The following is a 24,981-nucleotide window of genomic DNA, read 5'->3' as shown; positions in this document are numbered from 1 at the left end:
ATTTATTTATTTACTCAGACTGTTAATCCCGTTCTGATCGCCCTTTGTATCGTCCAATAACAAAGCCGATAATTCCCGCACCAATTGCCCCCTGGGAAACAAATAACAGAGATTCCGTTTCACCACCCGGCGGTTCGATTAAGGGTTCAAACCAAGGTTCATAGTCAGGATTAACCTCGCCAATTACAGCTTCGGCTTCACCATCAGCACCGCCGAATTCTGAGTCCCGAACGATTAACAATGGCACAATGGCGAGAACGACAACTCCTAATACCAATACCCAATTATTCCACCCTGTTGTTTCCATTTTCACCGTTTAAGACCCTCCTTTAACTAAATTCAATACGGCTAATTCCTCGCGACTGTAGGACATTAGCCAGTTCCACACCAAAACGGTTAACAATCCTTCACTAATTGCCAAGGGAATTTGAGTCACCGCAAAAATCCCAGCAAACTTGAGAAATGAAGCCATAATTCCCCCAGTTGCAGCAGGAAAGGCTAGTGCTAACTGAACAGATGTAACCACATACGTCATCAAATTTGCCAAAGCAGCAGCGATAAAAATAGCGACTTTCTGCGCCCCACTGACTTGCATAATTAAACGATACGTGCTGTATGCGATAAATGGTCCGACAACTGCCATAGAAAACGCATTTGCCCCCAAGGTTGTTAAACCGCCATGTGCCAACAACAGGGCTTGAAACAGGAGAACTAAACTCCCCAATACACTCATCGTTAATGGACCAAACAATACTGAACCCAATCCCGTTCCTGTGGGATGGGAAGAACTTCCGGTTACCGACGGTATTTTTAAGGCGGATAAGACAAAAGCAAAGGCACCGGATAGCGCCAGCAGCACTTTCAATTCCGGGTTTTGCTGGGAGATTTGTGTAATTGAACGTAGTCCGAGAATAAAAAAGGGCAGAAAAACAACCCACCAAAAAATTGCCCAACCTGCGGGTAAGAAACCTTCCATGATATGCATGGCGAAGGCGGGTTGCGGGGCAAATACGATTAAGCCCCAACTTAACCCAGCGATTAAGACTAGATTGATTATCCGTTTTTTTCGCTTCATTGACAAAATTACCTCTATTCGTAGGGTGTGTTAGCGTAGCGTAACGCACCTCGGTATTTTTCGGAGAATTTGATTGCATTCCAGGTGAGAACACTGTGTATCAAACTGAGGGCAATTCCCCAAACAGCATTCTTGACAAAAATCCGCCCAAGTATACTGGCAGTTAAACCGTGTCCTCCCATTAATTGCGCTGTGAGTAAAATCGTTCCTTCAAACAGAACATATCCGGCGATTACCGCTGCACCAAACCAAAGCAAATGACCTGTAAAATTACGCTGGCTGAACTTGGGTTTAATGGTGGCGAGTAGGGTCACCACAAGAGTTCCTAAACCCATAACCAAACCCCAAGTAAAAGCTTCTAAAGTACGGGGATATTGGCGGATAGTAAAGCCATACAATTGATTAGCAAACCAGATAGTCATAGCAGCCATAACCGCCTGTTTGCGGTGCAGAGTTGTTCCCGTCACAGCAGCAAAACCAACCAAGGGAGAGTGAGGGTAAACCAGACTGCTAGCGCTAGCGATCGCGATGAGGGAAAATAGCCACAGGCGACTGTGGGCAATTGCTTGCCAAGCCTTTGACCACAGGTTTGATGGTGCTGGCGGTGCAGGTTTTGTCACGATTGGACTGTTATTCATAGTCCTGAGTAAATCAGTAGTTTGATTGCGTTGTCGTGGTTATCAATGATTAGGAATTCGTAACAAACAGCTAGAGGCTTGCCATGGGACGAACCTCTTACTTGACTCTTGTACTCACCTATGCATAGGTAAGGACAAGAGACTTTTGGTTAACGAATCATGCCGTTTTCGTTTAAACAAATTGAGGCATACCCATTAACCCGACTCTTGATCAGGCATCAGGGCGTTCTGTCGCGATCGCCTCACAGGTTTAAATTGTGACAATTTTGGACTATGCACCATCCGTACCTCGCAGATGAATGTTAACGTTTCTTCCACGTCGGCGGGCATTCTGACTCAGAAACCTGGGTAGGTTTCGTCACAGTTGCGGGACAGCGCCGGATTTACACCGAACTTTCCCCGTTACCTCTAATGGCTGCTCCCCATTAGAACCGACTAAGATTAATACTCTACCATGTTGGTTCGGCAAGGACTACCCTTTTTCGCTTTTCGCTCAGTGGCGTGATTTCCTCCTGACCACAAAACCTGTACCAAAAGGATAAGCTGGTTTTATAGGGATGATTCGCTCAATCTATAAAACTGGGGATGATCACCCGATGTCGTGGGATTTTCACAGGGGAGAACATGATTAAATCCTGGATGGTAATTGGGACTGTAACCTTACTAGTGGCGTTGGCTGGTAACTGGTTAACCTCCGATGATGTCCGATGGTTCAACCGCCTGCGCCGTCCCCGATGGTTGACATTTGAGGCGGCGATTCCTTTCATCTGGACAGTTATTTTTATTTGTGGAGGATGGTCAGCTTATGTGGTATGGGAAAGTAATCCTGGGAGTCCTCAAACCTGGCTGGTTTTGGGATTATATTTGCTGTTAGAAATAGTAACAATTGCCTATACGCCAGTCATGTGCCGATTTCGCAGTCTCAAGGTGGGTACGATGATTGGGGGGGCAGGGGCTATATTGAGTATTATTTTGGCACTTTTAGTTTATCCTATCTCAGTTTGGGCATTGGTTTTGCTATTACCTTATATTATTTGGAGTCCGATTGGAACCTACACGACTTGGGCGATGATTCGACTAAATCCGGAAGCAGAATAGGTATGGATTAAAGCAGGCGATTGCTCCCCAATTTGAGTGCCTTAGCCTAACCGATAACACATCAAAGCCGTTCACTAACATCCCGTGTAAACTGCTCATCAGCATACAAACGTGCCATTACAACTTTGTCAGCAGGAGATAGGTGAAGAAGCTGATGTTCCAGTTCCTGACGAGTCATTAGCGATCGCGCTATGGGGCATCGCGTCTGCACGGCTAGCCGTCTTGAGATTTTTTGCCTTGCTGATTGGAGTATCTTTATCAATTTAATTTACCCAAACTCATAGCCTTGATTCACCCAGTAATGCCAATCTGCGATCGCCTGTTGGGTTTCTGCATCTGCCTCTGGAGCCTCTAGCTGAATCAATGGCACTGCCAGCGTATCATCATCCCAGGCAATCTCCACAAACATTTCCTGTTCGCACTCCTCCTCTGGTGCCATCCCCACCACTTCTACGGTTGCCTTTTCTTTCACCGGGGAAATGCGTCGCTTACTGATGCAGACGGCTGTGAAGGGAAACTGCATTGTGTCCTGTAAATAGTAGTACCAGCCCATTGCCTGCTCTTCTGGTCCGTAAGCATCCACCACAATGTCCATCGTGATCCGCTCTTCTCGCTCTGCGTCCCGTTTCATTTTCGCCATCGCCTAACTTTCTTCGTTGCTGTATGGTACACCCAGATTAAAGGTTAACGCCCCTCTGTCAGGTCAGCATAAATAAACATCTCGACTCCCAACAGGATTAAAAGTAGAAGTTCTACCCAGGACAAAATTGTCACACCTAAAGGAGGTTTGGCAACCAGAAACCAGAATGCGCTGAGAGCAATTATGCCGGAAAAGACAAACGTAATCTCATCTACAATTAATTGCTGAATCTTGCGGCGTTTGCGGTGCTTATCACTACGGTGGGCAATCTCCCAACCAAAGAGGAATACCTAAAACCTAACATCTATCCCCACCACAGGACTTATGAATAAAGGGCGACCCGACCTAATTGAGTGGATTAGTGTTATTAATTAAATGAAGCGGGTCGCCCCTACAGAGTGCGATCGCGTGCCGTGGCAAAGTCTGCTAACGTCTGAACAATAGGGGTCACTCGTCGGTACTCAGGCTGAGATAATTGAACCGTCATGGTTGCTATTCCTAGAATGGTCAAAGACTAGCACGGGGAAATTTTGGACGAGGGAATTTTGGACGAGGGAATTCTGATGACGATTCGCGAAACCACTATAATGACGAAATCATTGTAGTGCGTTTAGCGAAGCCATGCCGCAGGCTTTGCATCTTGCTCGCTACTAATACCCAATTTAAATGCATGACAGCTTACCCTCTCACCTCCCTATCCCAACCTCTAAAAAAAATCCGTGAAATCAGTGTTTTGACAAATGAAATAAAACCAACCTTTCAGTGAAATCCGTGTCACTACCCTCTCACCTCCCACCCCAATCTCTAAAAAAAATCCGTGAAATCAGTGTTTTGACAAATGACAAATGACAAACTCAGTATTAGTGCGATCGCGATTCGCCGCCATATCGGTACCCTAGTCTTAACCCTAGCCGTTATTGTGCTGGGGATATTCTTTATTCTCCAGATTCAGGTCGATTTATTACCCTCGATTACTTATCCCCGGATTGGCTTACGTTTGGGAGCGCCCGGTATCTCCCCAGAGGTGGCGGTTGAGGAAATTACTAAACCCCTAGAACAAGGATTAAGTGCGACGGAGGGCGTTGTCCAAGTCTTCTCCCAAACTCGCGAGGGACGAATTAGTTTAGACTTGTTTTTTCGACCAGGGGGTGATATTGACCAGGCGCTGAATGATGCAACGGCGGCGTATAACCGCGCTCAATCCAATTTACCCGAAATTATTGAAGAACCGCGTTTATTTAAGTTTGATCCGTCTCAATTACCCGTTTATGAATTAGCCCTAAAATCTTCATCCCTAAACGATGTAGATTTACGAGTCTTTGCTGATGAAGAACTCAGCCGGGAACTGAGTGTGGTTCCTGGCGTCGCCTCAGTGGATGTGTCTGGCGGGGTAACGGAAGAAGTACGAGTGTTGATTGATCCGACTCGTTTACAGCGATTAGGATTAGGATTAACGGATGTCTTAGATGCCTTAGATGAACGGAATCAAGATGTGGCGGGGGGACGACTACGCGGAGAAGAATCAGAACCCTTAACCCGAACCATGGGACGGTTTCAGGATGCGGCAGAACTGCGGAATTTGTCCTTTGAAATAGACGACACCGACGCCACAAATCTGTCTCGTCGGGTCTATCTGCGGGATTTTGCAGAGGTAATTGATGGGACGGAAGATAGACGGGTATTTGTCTTTCTGAATGGAGAACCAGCGGTTAAAGTTAGTGTACAAAAGCAACCGGATGCGAATACGATTGAAGTGGTCAATGGTGTAAAAAAACGCATTGAACAGTTGCGACAATCCGGTTTGATTACCGACGATATTGAATTAGTCGCTACATTAGATGAATCCATTTTTATCCAGAATTCGATTGCCAATGTAACCAGTGCGGGGTTAGTAGGCGCAACATTAGCCGCGTTTGCAGTTTTGTTGTTCTTAGGTTCATTGCGGCAAACTTTAATTATTGTCATCGCCATTCCTCTCGCCACCCTAGCCGCTATAATTTTAATGAAATTATTTGGCTTATCCCTAAATGTGTTTAGTTTAGGGGGATTGGCGTTAGGTGTAGGGATTGTCGTGGATAATGCGATTGTGATGCTAGAAACGATCGCGGCGGGTGTGTCTGATCATCCAGGTGTAGGGACAGATTTAACCGATAAAAATGGGGGGAAAACTGATAACTTAACTCAACCCGCCCCGCCTCAATCGATTATTTCCCAAGCCGAACAGTGTTCCCAAGAGGTAGAATCAGCGCTGATAGCGTCTACCAGTACAAATTTAGTCGCTGTCCTGCCTTTTTTACTCATTGGTGGCTTTTTCTCTCTTCTGTTTAGTGAATTAATTTTAACGATTAGTTTTGCTGTCGCCGCTTCCTTGGTTGTGGCGCTAACTGTGGTGCCAATGCTGTCTTCTCGCCTATTAGCCATTCCTCAATCCAGTGGTTTAAATCGATTTTGGCTATTACAAGCTTTTAATCGTCGCTTTGAAGCCGCCACTCGGAGTTATCAAGGGTTCTTGGCGCGGGTGCTACGGTATCGTATTTTAGTGATCGCCCTGGCTGTGTTAATTCTGGGCGGCGGAAGTTTAGCCTTAGCTAGTCAAATACCCCAAGAAATTCTACCCCGAATTGATACCGGACAAGCGCGAATGTTTGCCCAATTTCCGCCAGGAACCACGCTTGATCAGAATCGCCAAGTAATGATGGCGGTAGATGATATTCTCTTGGCGCAGCCAGAAACAGAATATGCGTTTACCACATCCGGCGGGTTTTTATTTGGGGGAAATACTTCAGAAAACCTGTTACGAGGAACCAGTACAATTGCGCTGAAATCGGATAGTAATGTCGAGACATTTATTGAGACAGTCAATCAGGAATTGCAGACGTTAAATTTAGTCCAAACTCGTCTGCGCCTCAGCCCCGGTGAAGTGCGGGGGATTATTTTAAGTAATTCACCCGTTCGTGGGGCGGATTTAGATATTGGCTTACAAGGAACCAATACGCAGCAATTAGAAGCCGCAGGGCGTCAAGTGTTAAAAGCGTTAGATGAACGCGCAACCTTAGCCCGATTTCGCCCGGATGCGGATGATCGTCAACCCGAAATACAGATTCGTCCCGACTGGGAACGAGTCGCCCAATTGGGGTTAACCGCCCAGGAAATTGGCGATACCATTCAAACCGCGATCGCAGGTTCGGTATCGACACAGTTACAACGGGGCGATCGCTTGGTGGATGTGCGGGTACAGCTTGATCGGGCGGCGATTCAGCGTGTGTCTCAGATTAAAGAGTTACCCCTATTTACGACTAATAATCGCCAAATTTATTTGGGTGATGTGGCGGCGATTGATCAAGGACAAGCGCCGGGTGAAATTCAGCGGATTAATCAGCGCCAGGTGTTCTTAATTGCAGGGACACTAAATGAGGGTGCAACGCTGAGTGAGGCGTTAGCGGAAACCAATGCGGTATTAGCTGAATTAGACTTACCAGAGGGGGTTTCTATCTTACCTAGTTCCGCCAGTGAAACCAATCAGCAACTCCAAAATTCTCTGAAGATCCTGGGAGGATTAGCGGCGTTTATGGTGTTTGTGGTGATGGCGGTACAGTATAATTCCCTAATTGACCCCTTAGTGATTATGCTCACCGTACCCTTGGCGTTAGCCGGGGGAATTTTGGGACTCTATGTCACCCAAACCGCCATGGGTGCAACGGTTCTAGTGGGGGCGGTACTGCTGGTAGGGATTGTGGTGAATAACGCGATCGTGATGGTGGAGTTTGCCAATCAAATTTATTACCGGGAAAAGGTTGACCGCAAAACAGCAATTTTGCAAGCCGCACCGCAACGGTTACGACCAATTTTGATGACTACGATTACTACAGTTTTAGGCTTATTTCCTTTAGCCTTGGGGATTGGCAAAGGGTCAGAGTTTTTACAACCGTTAGGTGTGGTGGTGTTTTCGGGATTGTCCCTAGCAACGGGATTAACGCTATTTATTATTCCCTGTTTCTATACATTGCTTCATGATAGTTTTGGGGATAAGAATCGGAAAAAAGGACTCAGAGGAAGAACAAAGAAAAAGAACCAGGGAACAGAAAACCGGGATAAGACTAGAGCATCAGTGTAGTAATAGCCGTTAGCCGTAGAGACGTTCCGCTGGAACGTCTCCAATTGCCAGAAGTCGATTCTTAAAGCTAAAGGAAAATATGAGTACAATTAAGAATATTGTATTGGTTCACGGTTTTTGGGCAGATGGGTCGAGTTATCGTAATATAATTTCGACGTTGTTGGCAGAAGGCTATAACGTTATTGCGGTTCAAAACCCCCTCACTTCCCTGGCTGATGATGTTGCTGCAACCAAGCGTGCTTTAGCTCGTATCAAAGGTCAATGCATTCTGGTTGGTCATTCCTGGGGCGGTATGGTTATTACCGAAGTTGGCAATGATGAACGAGTGTCTGGCTTAGTCTATATTGCCGCCCTTGCCCCTGATGCTGGCGAATCAATGATAGATTTGATGAGTCAATATGGATCTCCGTCACCACATTTTCAAGAGCAAAAGGGCTATATTTGGATTTCCCAAGAAGGCGTACAAACGATTCTTGCGGGTGACCTTTCGGCAGAACAAACATCATTAATCTCTGCGACTCAAACGGCTCCATCTGCATCGCTACCAGAAGAAAAGGCAGATGTACCAGCATGGAAAACTAAACCAAGCTGGTATATTATTGCGAACAATGATCAGGCTGTTCCACCTGATTTGCAGCGTGATTTGTCTAAACGAATGCAGGCAAAAACAGTTACTTTAGAATCAAGCCATTTTGCCATCATTTCTCACGCAAAAGAAGTTTTGGAGGTGATTAGAGAAGCCGCAGCAAATAGCTAAGTAGGTTGGGGGAAATAAACTCAACCTTATGAAGTTATATTAACAAGCATCAAACCCTTACAAAGGACGAATGACGAATGACGAATGACGATCCCCAGACAGGACGGAATCTCGTGTCCAACGTCGAGTTAAAATCTTTTTTCCGATCACGCGATCGCAAGATCCCACCAACGTCAAATCCGTTTGGCGAACCTCATCTAGTCAAGGAGTTGCCCAATTTGCGATCGCCCAACTTCTCGCATAGGCGCTGCTATCGCCTGCATTTGGCTCGTTCACTCGCATCATAGACGAAAGAAGAGGTATTATGCTCAAGCTTTATCACAATCCAATGACCCGCTCTCTGAGAGTTCTTTGGTTACTTGAAGAACTCGGTTTGGACTATAGTTTGGAATCAGTCGAATTTGTCCCCCCTGTTGAGGGGAAACTATTCGCGCAAAAAACGCCAACGGGAAGGTTCCCGACGCTTGAAGATGGCGAGATAACGATTGGCGAATCGGGCGCAATTATAGAGTATTTAATCGAACGCTATGGTGAAGGTCGTCTGGCGCCACCAATCGGTTCCCCCTCGCGTGCCAAATACTTGCAATGGATGCATTTTCCGGAGGGAACCATCAACCCCTATGTCAATGCTATACGACGGTTTGCTCCCGTCACACCTGCGATAGTTGCTGCCATGCGGGAGGAACTTGACATCGCGATCGCGTTCGTTGACGATGAGTTAACCTATAATACTTACATTGTCGGAGACGATTTCACGGGTGCAGATATTATGCTGGCTGTCAGCTTGTTGTCAGTCAATAGTCTGGGATTATTGGTTGAGAACTATACCAACATCGCCGCGTATTTTTCTCGGCTTCAATCTCGACCAGCACTGGTTAAAGCGATGCAGAGTTAAGCATCAATGACTGTTGTCATTTCTTTTAATAACTTCACGCTATGGCAAAGGCGCGGTCGCCTTGTTATCGTAAAAAAAATGAGTGCTATTCCGATCAGGAGGTAATCTTATGGAATCAAAACCACGCACCTTTAAAGAAACAACTCTACTGTTTGTAGGGGGCGCTGGTGCTGGACTAATTATTTTTGCTCTATTCGGCGGTGTATGGCAAGTCACTCACTTTTGGTGGGTGATGACAGCCACTACACTATTCTGTGGTTTATTAGCCGTAGTGTTCCGTCAAAACTTCCAGAAAATTTTAAATGCTTTGATGGATAATGCTCCTTGGATTTAGGAACAGAAGCTTCACTATTTCCTGACTCAAAACTCCTGTCAGGAGAATCGCGATCGCGGCATTTTTCTCGTTCGTTCTCCATGTTGGAATTCAAGCCGGAGTAGGTCGGTTTCTCACTGGCAAGAGCAATATCCTATCTCAAATTTAGGTACAACAATCTGCCTATGGCTTAGACATTATAGCCTTACTCAGGCAGGTTAAGACATTACCTTTTTAATAGGAGTTTTATATTTGGTAACGGCAACGACGTTACGGAACCAAAAGAGCTGATACACCTGTTTTTGAAGTATACAAGTCATCCAACCCCATGATTTTTGAAAAATACCGCTATTTTTTGATAAAAATTTTGGGAGATAGTAGAAAATTATAGTTGTTATAACCCGCGAAAGCGAGTTTTGTCTGTGTAGCTGCGGTTTAAACCGCCCAGCTTGATGAATGGAGACTACCTGATTTGGCTAGACCAATATTCCATTGTAAGGGCGACCCGCACAAATTAACAACTGTGTCCACTCATCTGGATCGGGTCGCCCTTTACCGGGTTAAACTGATACCTGAGAGTTTAGGGGTTAAAGTGAGGAAAGCTGTTCCCTGTTAAACGGGTAAATTTATTCTCATCAGAATCCCCGTAAGGGACTCACTTCCAGCACACCATTCGGCTTAAACACTACCTGAAACTGAGCTAAGGGTTGGTCGGGAACAAATCCAGTTTCCCCACTGCCAATACCAGCCGCTTCTGGGTCAGCTAAATCTGCCAACGGTGTTTCCGCTACATAATCCCAAGCGGGTTGATTGGTTGGTTCGTAGTCTGCGATCGTGCCATCTTCCGTGACAGCCACTCGGTAATTTAATGGCTTTCGTGATAACGGTGTTCCTTCCCACCGTTCGTCTAACGTGTTGTAGAGTTGATTATTTAACCCTCTCAGTAACCTGCGATCCGTGATTTCTGGTCCTAAACCAGGTTCTTCCTGATAGCCTTGCCAAGGACTAATTTGCAACACACCGCCTGGGGTAAAAACCACCCGAAACAGAGCAAAAGTTTCTCTAGTTGCTGTACCGCCGTCTGTCGGAATATAGCTCAACTCTGATAAGGGAGTATTTGCCGCACTATCAATAGGCGTATCCTCAATCGGCTTATAACCCAAAATATCTCCGTCTCCGCCAACCGTAACCTGATACTCTAAATTCTGACTTAACCCTTCCCGGTTATCCCATTCTTGATCAAGTTCTCTGTGCAGATAACGCTTCAAATAACTCAACTCCGTTGGATTTGTAATCTCTCGGCTGGAGGTTAATTCATTTTCCAGTTCAGCCGCTGACGGGGGATTTGAAGTGGGGGTTGGGGTGACTTGACCTGGGCTATCCGGGGTTGGGGAAATTGTTTCCGTAACCTCAGACTCAGAGGCTGGCTTGGGCGGACGCACTTCTGGGACAGGTACCAAGAACAACGCCAGCGCTGCGACAGCTAAACTCGTCACCCCGATCGCAGCAGGTGCGCTTCTTTGGGCGACGGATTTGTCAGCTTGGCGATACCGTCGGGAAATCGCTTGTAAGGGTACAGTTAGATCAGGCAACGTGCGCTGATCCGCTTGGAACTGATCGATCGCCTCAACTAAATCAAAGAGCTGTACTGTTGTTAAATCAAGCTGTACAGGGTTTTTACCATCTATCCCTCCCGCAGAAGTCCCGGATGCGCTATGGGAATCAGCGGGAACACCCGAAAGAGCCTCGGCGGTTTGCCCCACCTTTAAACGGTGCAAGTTTTTATCCGGAAGTGATTGTAACTGTACTAAAGGCGGTTTAGCGCCATCAAGTTGGGGGTGAGGGACATGACTCAAAAATTCTTGAGCATACCGACTGACCGACTGAACTAGGTTCTCAAAAAAATCTCGTCCGCCGCTAATGGGTTGCGGCTGACCCATAAAACGGCATTCTGCATTAACCAGAATCGTCATCAGTGGGCGAGCATCAAGCTGATCTGCCCCCCCTGCGGTTGTATCACTTAATCCCTCTAGGATCAGCGTACAGTTGGGTAAACTGTACTGGCGTCGAATTGTCATCGTTTTTCCCCTATGGAACCCACCATTATAGCTACGGACACTCTCAACTCTGGTTCGGATCGTTCATCCAACTTCCCCATCAAACAAACTGATCCAAAATCGCTGCATACCAGAGGTTCCTGTACAAAACAGCAGCTGCGCTAACAGCGACAAGGCTAGCTCATTTAACTTTTCATCAGTATTGTAGACAGAAACCTTTGCCCGTCGTGGGTTCATTCGGCTGCGGAAATGCGCCCGGAACCGCTCTAGATAGGAAGATAAGCGAAAATGTTGTTCGATGGGAACCTGCTTTTGACTCAGTTGTTCATAAGCCAGGAGCAGTTGTCGGATCACAACCGTCATCCGGCGAGCCAGATAACTGGCTATAATCACTAAGGCTTTGGCTTCCTCTAGGTTCAGCGGGCGGCGCGTGTGAGAGCGTCGTAAGGGATTGGTGCAGCGTAGCCGCCAAAGAACCACACGATTGTTGATAATGTCCTGAAGTTCTAGCTGTTTGGCTACCAGCAGCATTGCTTCAGAACCGCCCAGTTCCAGCGCTTCAATGGCAAGTAAAATCAGGTCAATCTGCTGCCGACTTCGCGACGGACATCCCCGATCTGAGATACCTGGATCGGGTAAATTATCTAAAATGACGGGATGGGATGGGGCATCAGGACTGTTTGTCGGCATTACGCTTACAGAAAGAATCATTGAATCTAAGTAGCGATTGTAGGTGAACTCGTCTTCTATACAGAAAGAATTTCCAATTAAATTAGAGATTTGTAGGATAACTGACTTTTCTATCTCCGCTTATGTGCCATTTACCAAAACTTTGAGCTATTGTCATCCTCAATTGCGGCTGGATAGGATCGCCGCCACGAAAATACGGTCATTAGCTAGGCACTTACAGAAATAGCCCGTCTCATCTGTTAAACCCTCTAGATTTCTAGTGTACGATTTTGCTGGTAGCCAATGGCAACTCATTGACCCACCCTTTCCGATGCGATCATGGCACAATAACTCACAATCAGTCTGCTTCCTTGATTAAATTGTTAAACCCTTTGCTCAAGAACCTTATCTACCTATGGATTTAAAGTCGCTGATTCGGGATATCCCTGATTTTCCCAAACCTGGAATCGTATTTCGGGATATCACACCCCTGCTGCGCCACCCAGAGGGACTACGCTACACTGTTGACCTCCTGGCTCAAACCTGTAAACAGGCGGGACTCACGCCAGATTATGTTGTCGGTATCGAATCCCGTGGCTTTATTTTTGGTCCTCCCCTCGCCTATCAACTCGGCGCTGGGTTTATCCCTGTGCGTAAACCGGGTAAACTCCCATCTGCTGTGCATACCATTGAGTATGAACTCGAATATGGTATGGATTGCTTAGAGGTTCATCAAGATGCCTTTGATTCCGGTTGTCGTATTCTGATTGCCGATGATTTAATCGCCACCGGAGGCACCGCCGCCGCTACTGCCAAGCTGGTGCAAAAAATTGGCTGTGAACTGGTGGGCTTTAGTTTTATCATCGAACTAAGGGATTTGCAGGGGCGTCAGAAGCTGCCTGATGCGCCGATTGTTACCTTGGTTGAGTATTAGGCATTTTCTTCAGTAAAGACAAAGGACGAATGACTTCTTCAACACCGGATTCTTCAACTCGTCAGGGCTTAGATGAGGCGTGGACGGGGTTTCTACGGATTGTCACCAGTGAGACGTTTCTCTACATCGTCAAACGTCTCCTGCAAGCCTTATTAACCTTATTTCTAGCATCTGCCCTCAGTTTTGCCATCATTCAATTGTCACCAGGCAATTACTTGGATACCCTGCGGCAAAATCCCAAGATTTCCCCAGAACGGATTGAGGAACTCCGACAGCAATTTGGCTTGGATCAACCTGCCTACAAGCAATATTGGCGCTGGCTGGTGCGAGTGGTGACTCAAGGAGATTTTGGTGAGAGTTTTGTTTATTTTCGTTCCGTATCGTCTCTACTCTGGGAACGTATCCCCGCCACCTTACTGCTTGCCATTTCCTCGATTATCGTCACTTGGGCGATCGCGATTCCGCTAGGAATTATTGCCGCTGTCAAGCAAAGCCGCTTTACCGATCGCGCTTTACAGGTGATTAGCTATACCGGTCAAGGCTTTCCTAGCTTTATTACTGCCCTGTTGCTGCTGATTATCGCTCAATACACTTCACCGCTTTTTCCGGTGGGGGGTATGACCAGTATTAATCATGCCGATTTGTCTCCCATTGGTAAAGTCCTAGATATTGGATGGCACATGATTTTACCAACCCTTGCCCTCTCGATCACCAGTTTTGCTGGACTTCAACGGATTACACGCGGGGCAATGTTGGATGTTTTGCGGCAAGATTATATCCAAACCGCCCGTGCCAAGGGACTTCCAGAAAATCGAGTCATCTATGTCCATGCTTTACGGAATGCCATTAATCCCCTAATCACCATCCTAGGTTTTGAATTTGCTAGTTTGTTAAGTGGTGCGTTTATTGCTGAATTTTTCTTTAATTGGCCCGGTTTAGGGCGATTGACATTACAAGCGGTCACCGCTAAAGATACCTATCTGGTGATGGCAGCCTTAATGATGGCGGCGGTGATGCTGATTGTCGGTAACTTACTTGCTGATTTGCTGCTCAAATTCGTTGACCCACGCATTCGCCTAGAAAATCTCAAATAATTCATTTAGGGGTAGGTTTAGGGGCGGGTTTAGCCCCATCTGGGTAGAGAAAAACAGGATAGTCGTGAAACCCGCCCCTACAGAAGAAATGACGAATGACAAATGACCAATGACAAATGACGAATGACCAATGACAAATCAAAATGTTTAGCCAAATCTATTACTTAATTCTTTCCAGAGTTGATGGTCGCTATCTCGCTGCCCAGCCTAATGCTAGGGATAGTGAGATGGGGGCAGGTTACTTATTGATGTTTCGCGAACGGTTTGAAGCCCTCAGCTATCTAAATACCCACGCCGCCGATCTGAGCGATCGCTTTGCCGTTGAGTCGGTTTCCGGAACCCAGTTAAAAGGACTACTCCAACGCTGGGGATTTCATGGGGTAGGGATTGTACAAGACCCTTTGATTCCCAAAATAGAGTTTCTATCTTATGGGGGGTGACATCAATTTCTTACGTCTAAGGATAAGTATTCTTCCCAGAGTCTAAAAATAAATTAAGTCAAGATTACGCCAAATTCTATCTTTAGATGAACTAGAAGACTGATGCTATTCGTTCACAATGAATAAAGATATGATTGCTCAACTCGTACCCTGTATGCATTTCTTTGCGGTAGCAATAACCATGTCAGGGAAACTTATATAGACGGTGTTGGGTCGCTGTAATGGGAACTCTAGATCTTTTTTCATACACCCCAGTCAAATCAGTGCATTATGACGTTTCAAGTGAATCGGTTTGATCGCAAGGACTCTCGGCACCCTCAATCTAGACAAGGAGTGAAGTCCAGAGGGCTAATCCAAAAACTTAAACAACACATTTTTTTATTCGGCGTAGCCATTTCTTGGGGAATTGCCACTCCGCTGAATGCGGCGGAACGAGTCACCCTAAAATTAGGACCATTTCAGCAATCGGTGGAAATCGCGGATCTAGAAGAATGGGCGCAGACAGGTGAGTTACCACCGACTCTCAAACCTTACCGTTCCTTACTCACTCCCCAAGTCCAGCAGGTACTCAACAGACGCTTGCAACTCGACCCGAATCTGGCGGAGAAATTTATCAATGATTTGCTGCTGTCCACCGATGGCGCACGCTTACTGGATCAAATTGGTAAGGTACTGCCCGATAGCAGTCTGGATCAGTTAAAAGCGGCTCTATTTTTAGCGGCACGCCAAGCCAATGGATTGTCGGTACTCAGTTTTTTAAGAGCTTACCCAGAAGAGACTGTCACGATCAATGCCTCATCCGCGATCGCGATCGTGCTGCAAATGAATACACCTTACTTACAATCTCAAGTGGTTAATCCGATCCTGGAACAGGAACTCACGGTTGCGGATACGCCAACGTTTGCGGCTGACTTTGACCCAACGGTAACGGGTTATCAATATGTCCGGGAACGTACTCTGAGGTTACGGGATTATGATCGCGATCGGGCTATTCCCGTGGATGTTTACTGGGTAGGCAATACTGCAGGACCTTTGGTCGTTCTCTCCCACGGCTTTGGATCTGACCGCAAATTTTTAACCTACCTAGCACGTCATCTCGCGTCGAATGGTTTAACTGTTGTGGCAATAGAACATCCCGGCAGTAATTTTAGTTGGCTTAGTGGGGTTTCTCTCAGGAGTAGCATTGGAGAGATGTTACCCGCATCGGAGTTTATCGACCGTCCTCAGGATGTTAGCTTTGTCTTGGATCGGCTGGCGAAAATTAATCGAGGCTATGGATCATTACGGGGCAAATTGAATACGGAACAAGTTACCGTTATCGGTCATTCCCTAGGCGGCTACACAGCTTTAGCCTTAGCCGGAGGAAAACTTGACCTAGAGGAATTACGAGAGTTTTGTCAAAAGCGTAGTCCTCTAGAACGCTCACCCGCTGACTGGTTTCAATGTTCCGCTACAGACTTACAGGAAGACAATGTACAGTTACGCGATCAGCGGGTGGTTCAGGTAATGGCTCTCAACGCCGTTACTGGACATTTATTTGGCAGTTCGGGTCTAGCGGAGGTAAAAATTCCCACCTTGCTGTTAACGGGAACCAATGACGCGATTACCCCCTCTCTGGAACACCAACTTCGCGCCTTTGATCAGTTAAGTGGACTCAAGTATCTAGTAGTGGCGCTGGGGGGGACTCATTTAAGCGTCACCGATCGCGCGACTCTCAATGAAGCTGTAACCAGCAGTACCTTGGTGCCGGAACTAACGGATAAAGATGCAGAACCACTGCGTCGGCTGTTTCGAGGCGTGAGTTTAGCCTTCATTAAACAGCTAACGCCTGAAGCCCAACGTTATCAACCCTTTTTGACACCAGCTTACGCCCAATCGCTTTCCACTCCCAGCTTATCCTTACGCCTGAGTACTCAACTCCCCCCTAGCTTAACTACTTGGTTCCAAGTGTTAAGTGTAAGTAACCAGAAGATTGCCATCCGTTTCCCTACCCTCAATCAAGATGCGATCGGGAAGATTTTTTCACCCTTTGCCAACCCTCCCAAGGTTCTGACCCAGACAGATTGCTGCACAGGGCAACTTAATCAGATTTTTACGAATTTTATGAATACCTATAATCGGCGTTTAACCGGAATCAGTTAGCCGCTTTTATCGCTTGACGCTTAAACTACACCGTGTTAATGAGTGCTGTACCTGGACTGGCGCTCTAGGAGATTTCAGACATGGGTAAATCGAGTTGCTTAATGTAAGCTATTGGTATATAGTTAAGGTTTGGCAAATATTAAACGACCCAACAAGAGGTAGACTAAATCACATTTATTCGTGATCAGACTTGCCAAAATCTTGTTAAGTTTGCTACCTTAGTTAAGCGCAAGGGATAACAAGCCGGGATAGCTCAGTCGGTAGAGCAGGGGACTGAAAATCCCCGTGTCGGCGGTTCAAGTCCGCCTCCTGGCATTCCTAATAGCTGACTCTATTACTATATAGATTTGGGTAGAGCGTGAAACGGTTAATAGCCTAGAGTTAATCGATTTTGCATCTGTTTGATATTGAGCCGATCCGTTCCTTCCCCAATCCAAAAACATGGTAACTGTTGTTGTCATCTTCAATCTGCTGATATCGCTGTTAGGTTTTTATATAGCGTGGCGGATTTGGAGACTACGACGGGTGCTAGGGGCAGCAGCTGACATTGTAGCCAGGGCTGAAAAAAGTACATATAGGGTCTTACATGGCGCTCCCCAAGCTATCTCTAGAGGGCAGATCGGTGTCCACGGCTTAAAAAAACGCTATCAGCAGTTAGAGTTTCAGCTACAACGAGTGCAACGGGTCTTGATGGTATTGGGGTTCATCCAAAAAACCTATCGCTCTAGGCGACGCCGTCGGGGAAAGCGATCGCCTGGTAAAATTTCCAAACTCTGAACCTTACGTCAATTGTCCCCCTTTATGTTAAAAGGGAGCTATCAAGAACACAGATAAGCTGCCATCTGTCTTCTTGAGCAGAGTCTTCAGGGATTTCTCATCAAATTCCCCGAGCAAATCTGCCTAAAATTGGTGTAAGGATAGAGACCAAACGATGTCAAAAAAGAGTGCTGGAGTATTTATTGGGGGTTTAGTTGTGGGAAGTGTGATTGGCACCCTCACCGGATTGCTGATTGCCCCGCGTTCAGGGCGGGATACGCGACGGTTGTTGAAAAAATCTACAGATGCCTTACCGGATTTAGCCGAAGATCTATCAACAACTGTACAACTACAAGCCGATCGCCTTTCCGAATCAGCCCTACGCAACTGGGATGGAACCTTGACCCGACTGCGAGACGCGATCGCAGCGGGACAAGAGGCTTCCGCCAGGACACGAGACGAACTAAACTCGACTCAATCGGACGTGGCGAGTGAATCACCCGCGTCCGTTTCTGATCATCAAGTGTAGGCAACCGGTCGGTGATTGATCCTCTATTTTGGCTCGGACTCTCTATTTTATTAGTCGCGGTTAGCTTGACGGCTGTTTTAGTGGCAGCATTACCCGCGCTGCAAGAATTAGCACGGGCAGCCCGTAGTGTGGAAAAATTAGCAGATACGCTGCGGCGAGAATTACCGCCTACTTTAGAGTCGATTCGTCTGACGGGTTTAGAAATTAGTGACTTGAGCAACGATATGAATGAAGGCGTTAAAAGCGCGGGTCAAGTCGTGCAACAAGTTGATCAAAGTATTAAAGGTGCGAAAAATCAGGCGAAACAAGCCCAAGTCAGCAGTCGTAGCGTTGTTGCGGGTGTGAAAGCGGCTTGGAAAACCTGGAAAAACCCTGGGGCTAGTCGTCGTTCCCTTGATCGTTTACCCCCCTCTGAGCGCAAAGCTCTTGATTTGCAACAACAGGATACAGATCCGGATACGGTTGAACAAGAGTATGAGCGATATGAGGAAATTCAGGATAATGCTCCTGTTTCTCGGCAAGGGGACGATGGGTGAGATAGGGAAGTTGGGGAAGCAATGTAGAGACGTGCCATGGCACGTCTGGGAGCAGAGGGAGCTGGGGGAGCAGAGGGAGCAGAGGGAGCGGGGGCAGTTGGGGAAGTTAGGGAAGCTGAGACATTCCGATGAAACATCTTTATGTAGGGGCGGGTTTTACCACTAACATTTCGTTTTCACCCTGATATAACTAAACCCGCCCTGACCTAACCGTTCAATTATCACAAATGACGTAGCTTGCTTCTCGCTTCGCGAGTATGACAAATGACGAATGACGAATGACGAATGACAAATGACAAATGACAAATCCCAAATATTAGAGTAAAGTAAACAAGTGTAAAGAAACTTGTACCTTAACCTAACCTTATCTCCCGTTTAAGATATTTCCCCCCTGTCCATTGTTCTGTGTATCGCAATGCTGGATCTTGTAAAACGATTTTTGGTAATCTTGGTGGCGTTTTGTCTGGCTGGCTCTGTTTGGGCGATCGCACCATCTGCCCAGGCTTATAACAACCCCGATCTACTCCCGGAAACCCAGACGCCCATTATTGACTTGGCGAATCTGCTGCCCCAGCTTCAAGAGGAAGCCTTAATTCAAGACATAGAAACCTTTGAGGCACAAACAGGCTGGAAGCTGCGGGTATTAACCCAATATGACCGTACACCCGGTTTAGCCGTTCGCGATTACTGGGGACTCAATGATAAAAGCGTTTTACTGATTGCTGACCCACGCGGCGGTAATCTGTTGGGCTTTAATGTGGGCGATGATTTATATCAATTTCTACCCCGTACCTTTTGGGTCGAGTTACAGACACGCTTTGGTAATCTCTACTTTGTGCGCGAGAATGGGGAAAACCAAGCAATTGTCAAGTCATTAGACACGGTTAAAACCTGCCTAAATAAGGGTGGATGTCGAGTTGTTCCTGGCTTGCCTCAAGAACAGTGGATTCTCACCCTGATTACCTCTTTGGTGGGTGGTGTCGTTTTGGGATTTGCGGCGATTCCTCGCAAAGATGGACAACTTGTGGCTTGGCAATGGGCATTAATCTTTTCTCCTTTGTGGGGTATTCTCTTCATTGCTTTCGGAATCGGTCCAGTTGTCACTCGGACGGCTGAATGGTTGCCTTTATTCCGGAATGTATTGGCGTTTGCGCTAGGGGCGTTAGTGGCTTACCTGTCACCGTTCATTGGTCAAACGACAGCGTCGGAAACTTGATAATCCCACGGCGGCTTGAGCTGACGTTCAAGTCGTGGGGTTCTCCCGTTTAGCTCAGTCAGCATTAACCATTTGTCCGACGACTGATAGTAAAGGAAGCCTTCTCGAAAAGTAACCCAACCTACTTGCTTGAGATTTATGTGCTTTCAAGCAAAATATCTTAGGTTCATCGTCTTTCCTGTAGTCAGTTGAGGGCTTTGAGTGACTTGTAACGGGAAGTGCGATCGCTAAGCCCTTGACAATTCGCACTAAATTATTGCGTTGCCAAATGAATTAAAGTCTAATCAGTACGTTAAGTATCAGACAGGGTTTGCTTTTGAGAGAAAGTATTACCTCAACTGCTGGGAGGTGGGAGGACTCAGAATCATTAGCTGATTGCCATCTCCACTCTCGTACATCATCACAACAGGTGGACTAAAGGTGTGATCGCGCTTTTCGGGTAAGGCGGGAAAGATATAAAAATAACCGTTGCGGTCAATGAGTAAGCGCCAAACGATTGGCTTTTCTGAATTGCTGGTATCGGTGAGTTCTTGACCGAGAAGTTGTTCGTATAAATCTCGGTCGCCAATAATCCGGAAGCCGGAAGGATTGACCAGGGGATTGTTCAGTTGGCGTCCGAGGGGAGTAATGTCTTTTGGGGCAACAAAGGTGATGATAGGGAGGGTGGAGGTTTCGTTAACCGCATCTAGCCAAGCATCCCTATCAGCTTGCCATTGTGCTAGCCAAAATAGAGCGGTTAATCCCCACAACACAATGATAATTTCGATGGCAACAGAGGCGAGAAATTGCAGCGAATGAAACTGAGTTGAACTAAAGTTAACCAAGGATTGTAGTGCTTTGGCTAGCCACGCATTGGGATGTCGTCTGGTGTAATCGAGGAGACGCGATCGCATTCTCTTGGTCAGGGTAGTGAGCGTCATCGTCACCTGGTTTTGTATCAGCCAGAGGGTGAGGTGAATGGCAATGGCAGTGAGGATAAGCGCGATCGCAGTTCTTAAAATCGCCAAGGGAGAGCCAAAAAGGGCGTGGAAGGCGGCGATATAGAAGGATTCGATGGGTAAGTTGAGGGTGGAAACGTCAATGTGAAAAAAATGGAAATATGCCCAACGGTATGTCCAACCCGTGAAGTACAACCCCGCACCGAGTAAGACCACGAAACTGGTGAGATTGGCAAATAGATTGGGTTCGTTAGGATCGGGGGGAGTGGAAACCACAGACTTTCTCCCAGCAGCATTCAATTCAATCATATTACCGGGCTGATGAGTACCATCAAAGCGATGAAAACGGCACTGAAAATTATTCCCCTGACCCTACTGGTTTCAGGTCTTGGACAAATCGGGTATGCTCAAACCACGATGAGCATACCCAGTGAAATTGCTCAAACAGCCAGCACACAAGCCCAATCGTTGCCAGTAGCGCTACCCAACTCTGCCTTGGTGTGGTCAAACCAGGGGGGTTCGATGAGTGGTCAATTGACGGCGCTGAGTGAGCAGGGGCTGACAATTTCTCTGGATAATGTCTCAGAAACTTTACCCCTGCGCCAAGTGAATCGGGTCGAGTTTCAGGGGGATGTGTGGATTCGCAATCGAGAGGGGCAAAGGGTGAGAAAGTTCCGAGGACTCAATCCCTCTACCCGGGGACAGCAAGTTTGGCGAGGAGTGCCGATTGCAGCGTTTCAAGTACAAAATCAGCAAACGGCGAGTCTGAGATTAGGAACTGTCTTAAGAGGTGAAGATTTACAAGATATTCTCTCGATTTCCAGAGATAGTGTCTATGTTGTGGATGCGATTGAATTTGACTCGTCGGGACAAACGATGACAATTAAAGCAACACCGATTGACCGTTAGTTGTAGAGGATGGGGTGCTATGCGACAAGTTCTATCAAGTTTTTTAGCCGTCAGTATTGGCTTAGTTCCTGTAACTGTGCCGTTGATGGTTCAACGCAGTGGGGCGCAAACACAGGATTTACAGGCAGATTTGGAAGCGCTTGTAGACCAAGCTTTACAGCAGATGGGGCAAGAACAACCCCAACAAGCCATAGAGACACTTCAGCAGGCTTTAGCCTTGGCGCGACAACTTCAAGTCAGAGAAATCGAAGCGGCTGTATTGCTGGGACTGGGGTTGAATTACGATAACATTGGTCAGCCTCAGCAAGCCTTAGACTACTACAACCAAGCCTTGTCCATTCACCGGGAAGTCGGCGATCACCCACAAGAAGCCACCACTCTCAACAATATCGGCTTGGTCTACAATCACATCGGGCAACCGCAAAAGGCATTAGACTACTTTAACCAAGCCTTGCCCATTAGTCGGGAAGTCAGTGATCGCTCCGGGGAAGCGGTCACACTCAATAATATCGGCTTGGTCTACGATGACATCGGACAACCACAAAAGGCATTAGACTACTACAACCAAGCCTTACCCATTAGCCAGGAAGCGGGCGATCGCCCACAAGAAGCCACCACACTCAATAATATCGGTGGTGTCTACGATGTTATCGGACAACCGCAAAAGGCATTAAACTACTACAACCAAGCCTTGTCCATTCACCGGAAAGTCGGTGATCACTTACGAGAAGCCACCACTCTCAATAATATCGGTACAGTCTACCGTGACATTGGGCAACCGCAAAAGGCATTAGACTACTTCAACCAAGCCTTGTCCATTAGCCGGGAAGTGGGCGACCGCTCCGGGGAAGCCAGCATTCTCAATAATATCGGTACAGTCTACCATGACATTGGGCAACCGCAAAAGGCATTAGACTACTTCAACCAAGCTTTGCTCATTAGCTGGGAGGTGGACGACCGTTTCCGGGAAGCGGTCACACTTAATAATATCGGCTTGGTCTACGATGCCATCGGGCAACCGCAAAAGGCATTAGAACACTTTAACCAAGCCTTGCCCATTCGCCAGGAGGTAGGCGATCATTCCGGGGAAGCGGTCACATTCAATAATATCGGTGCGGTCTACAATGACATCGGGCAACCACAAAAGGCATTAGAATACTACAACCAAGCTTTGCCGATTAGCCGGGAAGTGAGTGACCGCCCACAAGAAGCCACCACTCTCAATAATATCGGTGCGGTCTACCGTGGCATCGGGCAACCACAAAAGGCATTGGAATACTACAACCAAGCCTTGCCGATTAGCCAGGAAGTGGGCTTGCGCTCCCAACAAGCCACCACTCTCCATAATATTGGTGGGGTCTACGAGGACATCGGAAAACCGCAAAAGGCACTAGAATACTACAACCAAGCCTTGCCGATTAGCAGAGAAGTGGGCTTGCGCTCCCAACAAGCTACCACACTCAATAATATCGGTGGGGTCTATGATGACATTGGACAACCGCAAAAAGCATTAGAATACTACAACCAAGCCTTGTCCATTCGCCGGGAAGTGGACGACCGCTCCGGGGAAGCAGTCACACTTAATAATATCGGTGCGGTCTACGATGACATCGGACAACCACAAAAGGCATTGGAATACTACAACCAAGCCTTGCCGATTAGCCAGGAAGTGGACTTCCGCTCCGGTGAAGCCACCATTTTCTATAATATCGGTGAGATCTACAATATCATCGGACAACCGCAGCAGGCGATAAAAAACCTCAAGCAATCTGTCACTATTACCTTAGAAATGCGTCGGGGTTTGCGGCGAGAAAATCGACAGTCATTTTTACAAAATAACCGAGAACGTGCCACGGCTCTAACTAACCTTTTGATTGACCAAAATAAACCCGAACAAGCCTTTAAATGGATTAACCTTTACAGCACCGCCCAACTCGCTGACTACACCCGCCTGATTGATGCCCAAGTTAGTAATAGCCAAACCCAACAAGCCCTTGACCAGTGGAATCAAAAAAAGCAGCGATTAGAATTCCTACGCCAGCAATTACAAGAAAAATTTTCTGAGGAACGCTCTCGCCAATTTCGGGAATTAGAGGCACAGGTAAACCAAGAAGCTGAAGAAATCTCTCGCCAGTATCCCGAAGTTGCCGAACTCCTAGAAACGACTCCCGATGATATTGACAAACTCCAAGCCAGGATTCCTGATGGTACAGTGGTCATTCAGCCAGTGCTATTGTCTAATAGCATCGCTGTCTTTATCTTCACCAAAAACCAACCCATCGCCGTTAAAAAAGTCCCTGTAGAACCTGATAAATTAGATACCCTAATCACTGACTACCGAGAGATATTACAAGACCGCAAAAAACCGGGCTACCGCCGTATCGGGGGTGAACTCTATGAATTGTTAATTGACCCCATTGAAGACCAAATCCAGGCATTCTCTCCTAGCCAACTCGCCATCATCGCCACAAACAAACTGCGCTACATTCCCTTTGAAACCCTCTACGACCGAGACACAGGCAAATTCTTAATTGAAAACTATCCCATCAACTACTTTACTCGCTTAAGTGTTAATTCCCTGCAACTGGCAGACACCAGAAATTCTCTACAGGGTAGGGCGTTAGGATTAGGTAATCCCCGCCCAGAAGCCCCCTATCATTTACCCGGTGCGGAAGCGGAAATCAAAAACCTGCCCAACCTCCTACCTGGAAGTGAAATCTACCTCGGTAACGAAGCTACTTTGGAAACCTTCAAACTCCAAGCCCCCCGTTTCCAAGTTCTCCACCTCGCCACTCACGGCTGTTTTGAAACGGAAGGTTGCTGTCTGGGGGAAGAGGAAGACTGTAGTGATGTGCGCCGCATCGATATGGAACCCAATACTCTCCTGTTTGCCAATGAATCCTTCAACATTGCCAATGCAGCGCGATTGGGAATGCAAAATACCGAACTTCTTGTCCTCAGCGCTTGTCAAACGGCTCTGCGAGAAGAGTCAGACGGGCGGGAAATTGCAGGTATCGCTTACTTATTTGAACGGGCAGGTGCCAAGGCAGTGATGGCAAGTCTGTGGAATGCAGAGGATGAGACAACATCGGAAATTATGAGTCAGTTTTATCGAAATATCAATCAGGGTATGAGCAAAGGAGAAGCCCTGCGTCAAGCCAAACTCCAGCAGGTTGAGCGCCATCCCTTCTATTGGTCACCCTTTATCTTAATCGGTAATGCCCAATAAAA

Annotated in this window: 25 protein-coding genes, 1 tRNA gene and 1 riboswitch; of the genes, 18 read left to right on the top strand and 8 right to left on the bottom strand. The window is 46.9% G+C overall.

The window, feature by feature from the left end:
• Positions 1-22: 22 nt before the first annotated feature.
• From RID53_RS04495 to RID53_RS04480, 4 genes are all read right to left on the bottom strand, one after another.
• Positions 23-307, bottom strand: a complete 285-nt coding sequence (locus tag RID53_RS04495; RefSeq protein WP_446386984.1) for an energy-coupling factor ABC transporter substrate-binding protein — start codon at positions 305-307, stop codon at positions 23-25.
• A 9-nt stretch (positions 308-316) separates the two neighbouring features.
• Positions 317-1,075 carry an energy-coupling factor ABC transporter permease gene (locus tag RID53_RS04490; RefSeq protein WP_446386975.1) on the bottom strand — a complete coding sequence of 253 codons (759 nt, stop codon included), beginning with the start codon at positions 1,073-1,075 and terminating at the stop codon, positions 317-319.
• A gap of 14 nt (positions 1,076-1,089) precedes the next feature.
• Complete coding sequence (locus tag RID53_RS04485; RefSeq protein WP_446386974.1) at positions 1,090-1,713, bottom strand: hypothetical protein; 624 nt, start codon at positions 1,711-1,713, stop codon at positions 1,090-1,092.
• A gap of 195 nt (positions 1,714-1,908) precedes the next feature.
• Complete coding sequence (locus tag RID53_RS04480) at positions 1,909-2,043, bottom strand: hypothetical protein (protein WP_446386973.1); 135 nt, start codon at positions 2,041-2,043, stop codon at positions 1,909-1,911.
• A riboswitch (cobalamin riboswitch) is annotated at positions 2,018-2,164 on the bottom strand. (Overlaps the previous gene by 26 nt.)
• Positions 2,165-2,337: 173 nt before the next feature.
• Here RID53_RS04480 and RID53_RS04475 point away from each other — a divergent pair.
• Positions 2,338-2,811, top strand: coding sequence for a TspO/MBR family protein (locus RID53_RS04475; RefSeq protein ID WP_446386972.1), 474 nt, complete (start codon positions 2,338-2,340; stop codon positions 2,809-2,811).
• Between the two features lie 111 nt (positions 2,812-2,922).
• Positions 2,923-3,078, top strand: coding sequence for a hypothetical protein (locus tag RID53_RS04470; protein ID WP_446386971.1), 156 nt, complete (start codon positions 2,923-2,925; stop codon positions 3,076-3,078).
• Position 3,079: 1 nt separating this feature from the next.
• Here RID53_RS04470 and RID53_RS04465 read toward each other — a convergent pair whose 3' ends face one another.
• Positions 3,080-3,451: a calcium-binding protein gene (locus RID53_RS04465; RefSeq protein WP_446386970.1), complete on the bottom strand. Its 372-nt coding sequence runs from the start codon at positions 3,449-3,451 to the stop codon at positions 3,080-3,082.
• Positions 3,452-4,289: 838 nt separating this feature from the next.
• On the opposite strand from RID53_RS04465, the gene RID53_RS04460 reads away from it, so the two are divergent.
• The 5 genes from RID53_RS04460 to RID53_RS04440 all read left to right on the top strand — a co-directional run bounded on the left by RID53_RS04460 (position 4,290) and on the right by RID53_RS04440 (position 9,551).
• The gene (locus RID53_RS04460; protein ID WP_446386969.1) at positions 4,290-7,565 is read left to right on the top strand and encodes an efflux RND transporter permease subunit; all 3,276 of its coding nucleotides are present in this window, start codon (positions 4,290-4,292) and stop codon (positions 7,563-7,565) included.
• Positions 7,566-7,644: 79 nt separating this feature from the next.
• Positions 7,645-8,322, top strand: a complete 678-nt coding sequence (locus tag RID53_RS04455) for an alpha/beta fold hydrolase (RefSeq protein ID WP_446386968.1) — start codon at positions 7,645-7,647, stop codon at positions 8,320-8,322.
• A gap of 77 nt (positions 8,323-8,399) precedes the next feature.
• A complete protein-coding gene (locus RID53_RS04450) occupies positions 8,400-8,609 on the top strand; it encodes a hypothetical protein (protein ID WP_446386967.1) in 210 nt (69 codons plus the stop codon).
• Between the two features lie 17 nt (positions 8,610-8,626).
• A complete protein-coding gene (locus RID53_RS04445) occupies positions 8,627-9,217 on the top strand; it encodes a glutathione S-transferase family protein (RefSeq protein ID WP_446386966.1) in 591 nt (196 codons plus the stop codon).
• Between the two features lie 109 nt (positions 9,218-9,326).
• Positions 9,327-9,551, top strand: a complete 225-nt coding sequence (locus tag RID53_RS04440) for a hypothetical protein (RefSeq protein WP_446386965.1) — start codon at positions 9,327-9,329, stop codon at positions 9,549-9,551.
• Positions 9,552-10,165: 614 nt separating this feature from the next.
• On the opposite strand, the gene RID53_RS04435 is transcribed toward RID53_RS04440, so the two are convergent.
• Together RID53_RS04435 and RID53_RS04430 are read right to left on the bottom strand one after the other, a co-directional pair.
• On the bottom strand, positions 10,166-11,608 hold the full coding sequence (locus RID53_RS04435; RefSeq protein ID WP_446386964.1) for a DUF4335 domain-containing protein: 1,443 nt from the start codon (positions 11,606-11,608) through the stop codon (positions 10,166-10,168).
• A gap of 63 nt (positions 11,609-11,671) precedes the next feature.
• Positions 11,672-12,298, bottom strand: coding sequence for a DUF3038 domain-containing protein (locus RID53_RS04430; RefSeq protein WP_446372313.1), 627 nt, complete (start codon positions 12,296-12,298; stop codon positions 11,672-11,674).
• Positions 12,299-12,671: 373 nt separating this feature from the next.
• Between RID53_RS04430 and RID53_RS04425 the strand changes: the two genes are divergently transcribed.
• From RID53_RS04425 to RID53_RS04385, 9 genes are all read left to right on the top strand, one after another.
• A complete protein-coding gene (locus tag RID53_RS04425) occupies positions 12,672-13,190 on the top strand; it encodes an adenine phosphoribosyltransferase (RefSeq protein ID WP_044209416.1) in 519 nt (172 codons plus the stop codon).
• A gap of 29 nt (positions 13,191-13,219) precedes the next feature.
• Entirely contained in the window at positions 13,220-14,284 is a 1,065-nt protein-coding gene (locus tag RID53_RS04420) for an ABC transporter permease (RefSeq protein WP_446386963.1), read from the top strand.
• Between the two features lie 143 nt (positions 14,285-14,427).
• Positions 14,428-14,724 carry a hypothetical protein gene (locus RID53_RS04415; protein WP_446386962.1) on the top strand — a complete coding sequence of 99 codons (297 nt, stop codon included), beginning with the start codon at positions 14,428-14,430 and terminating at the stop codon, positions 14,722-14,724.
• A 270-nt stretch (positions 14,725-14,994) separates the two neighbouring features.
• Positions 14,995-16,866, top strand: a complete 1,872-nt coding sequence (locus RID53_RS04410; protein ID WP_446386961.1) for an alpha/beta hydrolase — start codon at positions 14,995-14,997, stop codon at positions 16,864-16,866.
• A 242-nt stretch (positions 16,867-17,108) separates the two neighbouring features.
• Positions 17,109-17,181: transfer RNA gene (locus RID53_RS04405), tRNA-Phe, on the top strand.
• Between the two features lie 126 nt (positions 17,182-17,307).
• Positions 17,308-17,643, top strand: a complete 336-nt coding sequence (locus RID53_RS04400) for a hypothetical protein (RefSeq protein ID WP_446386960.1) — start codon at positions 17,308-17,310, stop codon at positions 17,641-17,643.
• Between the two features lie 154 nt (positions 17,644-17,797).
• A complete protein-coding gene (locus RID53_RS04395; protein ID WP_446380483.1) occupies positions 17,798-18,151 on the top strand; it encodes a YtxH domain-containing protein in 354 nt (117 codons plus the stop codon).
• An 11-nt stretch (positions 18,152-18,162) separates the two neighbouring features.
• Positions 18,163-18,687, top strand: a complete 525-nt coding sequence (locus RID53_RS04390) for a DUF948 domain-containing protein (RefSeq protein WP_446386959.1) — start codon at positions 18,163-18,165, stop codon at positions 18,685-18,687.
• 415 nt (positions 18,688-19,102) lie between these two features.
• Positions 19,103-19,903, top strand: a complete 801-nt coding sequence (locus tag RID53_RS04385; protein WP_446386958.1) for a TPM domain-containing protein — start codon at positions 19,103-19,105, stop codon at positions 19,901-19,903.
• A 329-nt stretch (positions 19,904-20,232) separates the two neighbouring features.
• Here the strand turns inward: RID53_RS04385 and RID53_RS04380 are convergent, their stop codons facing one another.
• Entirely contained in the window at positions 20,233-21,117 is an 885-nt protein-coding gene (locus RID53_RS04380) for a hypothetical protein (RefSeq protein ID WP_446386957.1), read from the bottom strand.
• Between the two features lie 45 nt (positions 21,118-21,162).
• On the opposite strand from RID53_RS04380, the gene RID53_RS04375 reads away from it, so the two are divergent.
• Positions 21,163-21,750: a hypothetical protein gene (locus RID53_RS04375; RefSeq protein ID WP_446386956.1), complete on the top strand. Its 588-nt coding sequence runs from the start codon at positions 21,163-21,165 to the stop codon at positions 21,748-21,750.
• A gap of 19 nt (positions 21,751-21,769) precedes the next feature.
• Positions 21,770-24,979, top strand: coding sequence for a CHAT domain-containing protein (locus RID53_RS04370; RefSeq protein WP_446386955.1), 3,210 nt, complete (start codon positions 21,770-21,772; stop codon positions 24,977-24,979).
• Positions 24,980-24,981: the final 2 nt, after the last annotated feature.

This window comes from Coleofasciculus sp. B1-GNL1-01, from assembly GCF_040220235.1.
GTDB lineage: Bacteria > Cyanobacteriota > Cyanobacteriia > Cyanobacteriales > Coleofasciculaceae > Coleofasciculus.
The sequence above is the reverse complement of the archived record's forward strand: the minus strand, read 5'-3'. Positions and strand labels throughout refer to the sequence as shown.

What these genes read in the sequence shown, in the direction of transcription:
- RID53_RS04480 (WP_446386973.1), bottom strand. Translation starts at nt 2,043, where the DNA reads ATGCCCGCCGACGTGGAAGAAACGTTAACATTCATCTGCGAGGTACGG.
- RID53_RS04400 (WP_446386960.1), top strand. Translation starts at nt 17,308, where the DNA reads ATGGTAACTGTTGTTGTCATCTTCAATCTGCTGATATCGCTGTTAGGT.
- RID53_RS04450 (WP_446386967.1), top strand. Translation starts at nt 8,400, where the DNA reads ATGACGAATGACGATCCCCAGACAGGACGGAATCTCGTGTCCAACGTC.
- RID53_RS04485 (WP_446386974.1), bottom strand. Translation starts at nt 1,713, where the DNA reads ATGAATAACAGTCCAATCGTGACAAAACCTGCACCGCCAGCACCATCA.
- RID53_RS04425 (WP_044209416.1), top strand. Translation starts at nt 12,672, where the DNA reads ATGGATTTAAAGTCGCTGATTCGGGATATCCCTGATTTTCCCAAACCT.
- RID53_RS04370 (WP_446386955.1), top strand. Translation starts at nt 21,770, where the DNA reads ATGCGACAAGTTCTATCAAGTTTTTTAGCCGTCAGTATTGGCTTAGTT.
- RID53_RS04490 (WP_446386975.1), bottom strand. Translation starts at nt 1,075, where the DNA reads ATGAAGCGAAAAAAACGGATAATCAATCTAGTCTTAATCGCTGGGTTA.
- RID53_RS04440 (WP_446386965.1), top strand. Translation starts at nt 9,327, where the DNA reads ATGGAATCAAAACCACGCACCTTTAAAGAAACAACTCTACTGTTTGTA.
- RID53_RS04410 (WP_446386961.1), top strand. Translation starts at nt 14,995, where the DNA reads ATGACGTTTCAAGTGAATCGGTTTGATCGCAAGGACTCTCGGCACCCT.
- RID53_RS04465 (WP_446386970.1), bottom strand. Translation starts at nt 3,451, where the DNA reads ATGGCGAAAATGAAACGGGACGCAGAGCGAGAAGAGCGGATCACGATG.
- RID53_RS04420 (WP_446386963.1), top strand. Translation starts at nt 13,220, where the DNA reads ATGACTTCTTCAACACCGGATTCTTCAACTCGTCAGGGCTTAGATGAG.
- RID53_RS04395 (WP_446380483.1), top strand. Translation starts at nt 17,798, where the DNA reads ATGTCAAAAAAGAGTGCTGGAGTATTTATTGGGGGTTTAGTTGTGGGA.
- RID53_RS04475 (WP_446386972.1), top strand. Translation starts at nt 2,338, where the DNA reads ATGATTAAATCCTGGATGGTAATTGGGACTGTAACCTTACTAGTGGCG.
- RID53_RS04495 (WP_446386984.1), bottom strand. Translation starts at nt 307, where the DNA reads ATGGAAACAACAGGGTGGAATAATTGGGTATTGGTATTAGGAGTTGTC.
- RID53_RS04460 (WP_446386969.1), top strand. Translation starts at nt 4,290, where the DNA reads ATGACAAATGACAAACTCAGTATTAGTGCGATCGCGATTCGCCGCCAT.
- RID53_RS04455 (WP_446386968.1), top strand. Translation starts at nt 7,645, where the DNA reads ATGAGTACAATTAAGAATATTGTATTGGTTCACGGTTTTTGGGCAGAT.
- RID53_RS04435 (WP_446386964.1), bottom strand. Translation starts at nt 11,608, where the DNA reads ATGACAATTCGACGCCAGTACAGTTTACCCAACTGTACGCTGATCCTA.
- RID53_RS04430 (WP_446372313.1), bottom strand. Translation starts at nt 12,298, where the DNA reads ATGATTCTTTCTGTAAGCGTAATGCCGACAAACAGTCCTGATGCCCCA.
- RID53_RS04385 (WP_446386958.1), top strand. Translation starts at nt 19,103, where the DNA reads ATGCTGGATCTTGTAAAACGATTTTTGGTAATCTTGGTGGCGTTTTGT.
- RID53_RS04375 (WP_446386956.1), top strand. Translation starts at nt 21,163, where the DNA reads ATGAGTACCATCAAAGCGATGAAAACGGCACTGAAAATTATTCCCCTG.
- RID53_RS04445 (WP_446386966.1), top strand. Translation starts at nt 8,627, where the DNA reads ATGCTCAAGCTTTATCACAATCCAATGACCCGCTCTCTGAGAGTTCTT.
- RID53_RS04415 (WP_446386962.1), top strand. Translation starts at nt 14,428, where the DNA reads ATGTTTAGCCAAATCTATTACTTAATTCTTTCCAGAGTTGATGGTCGC.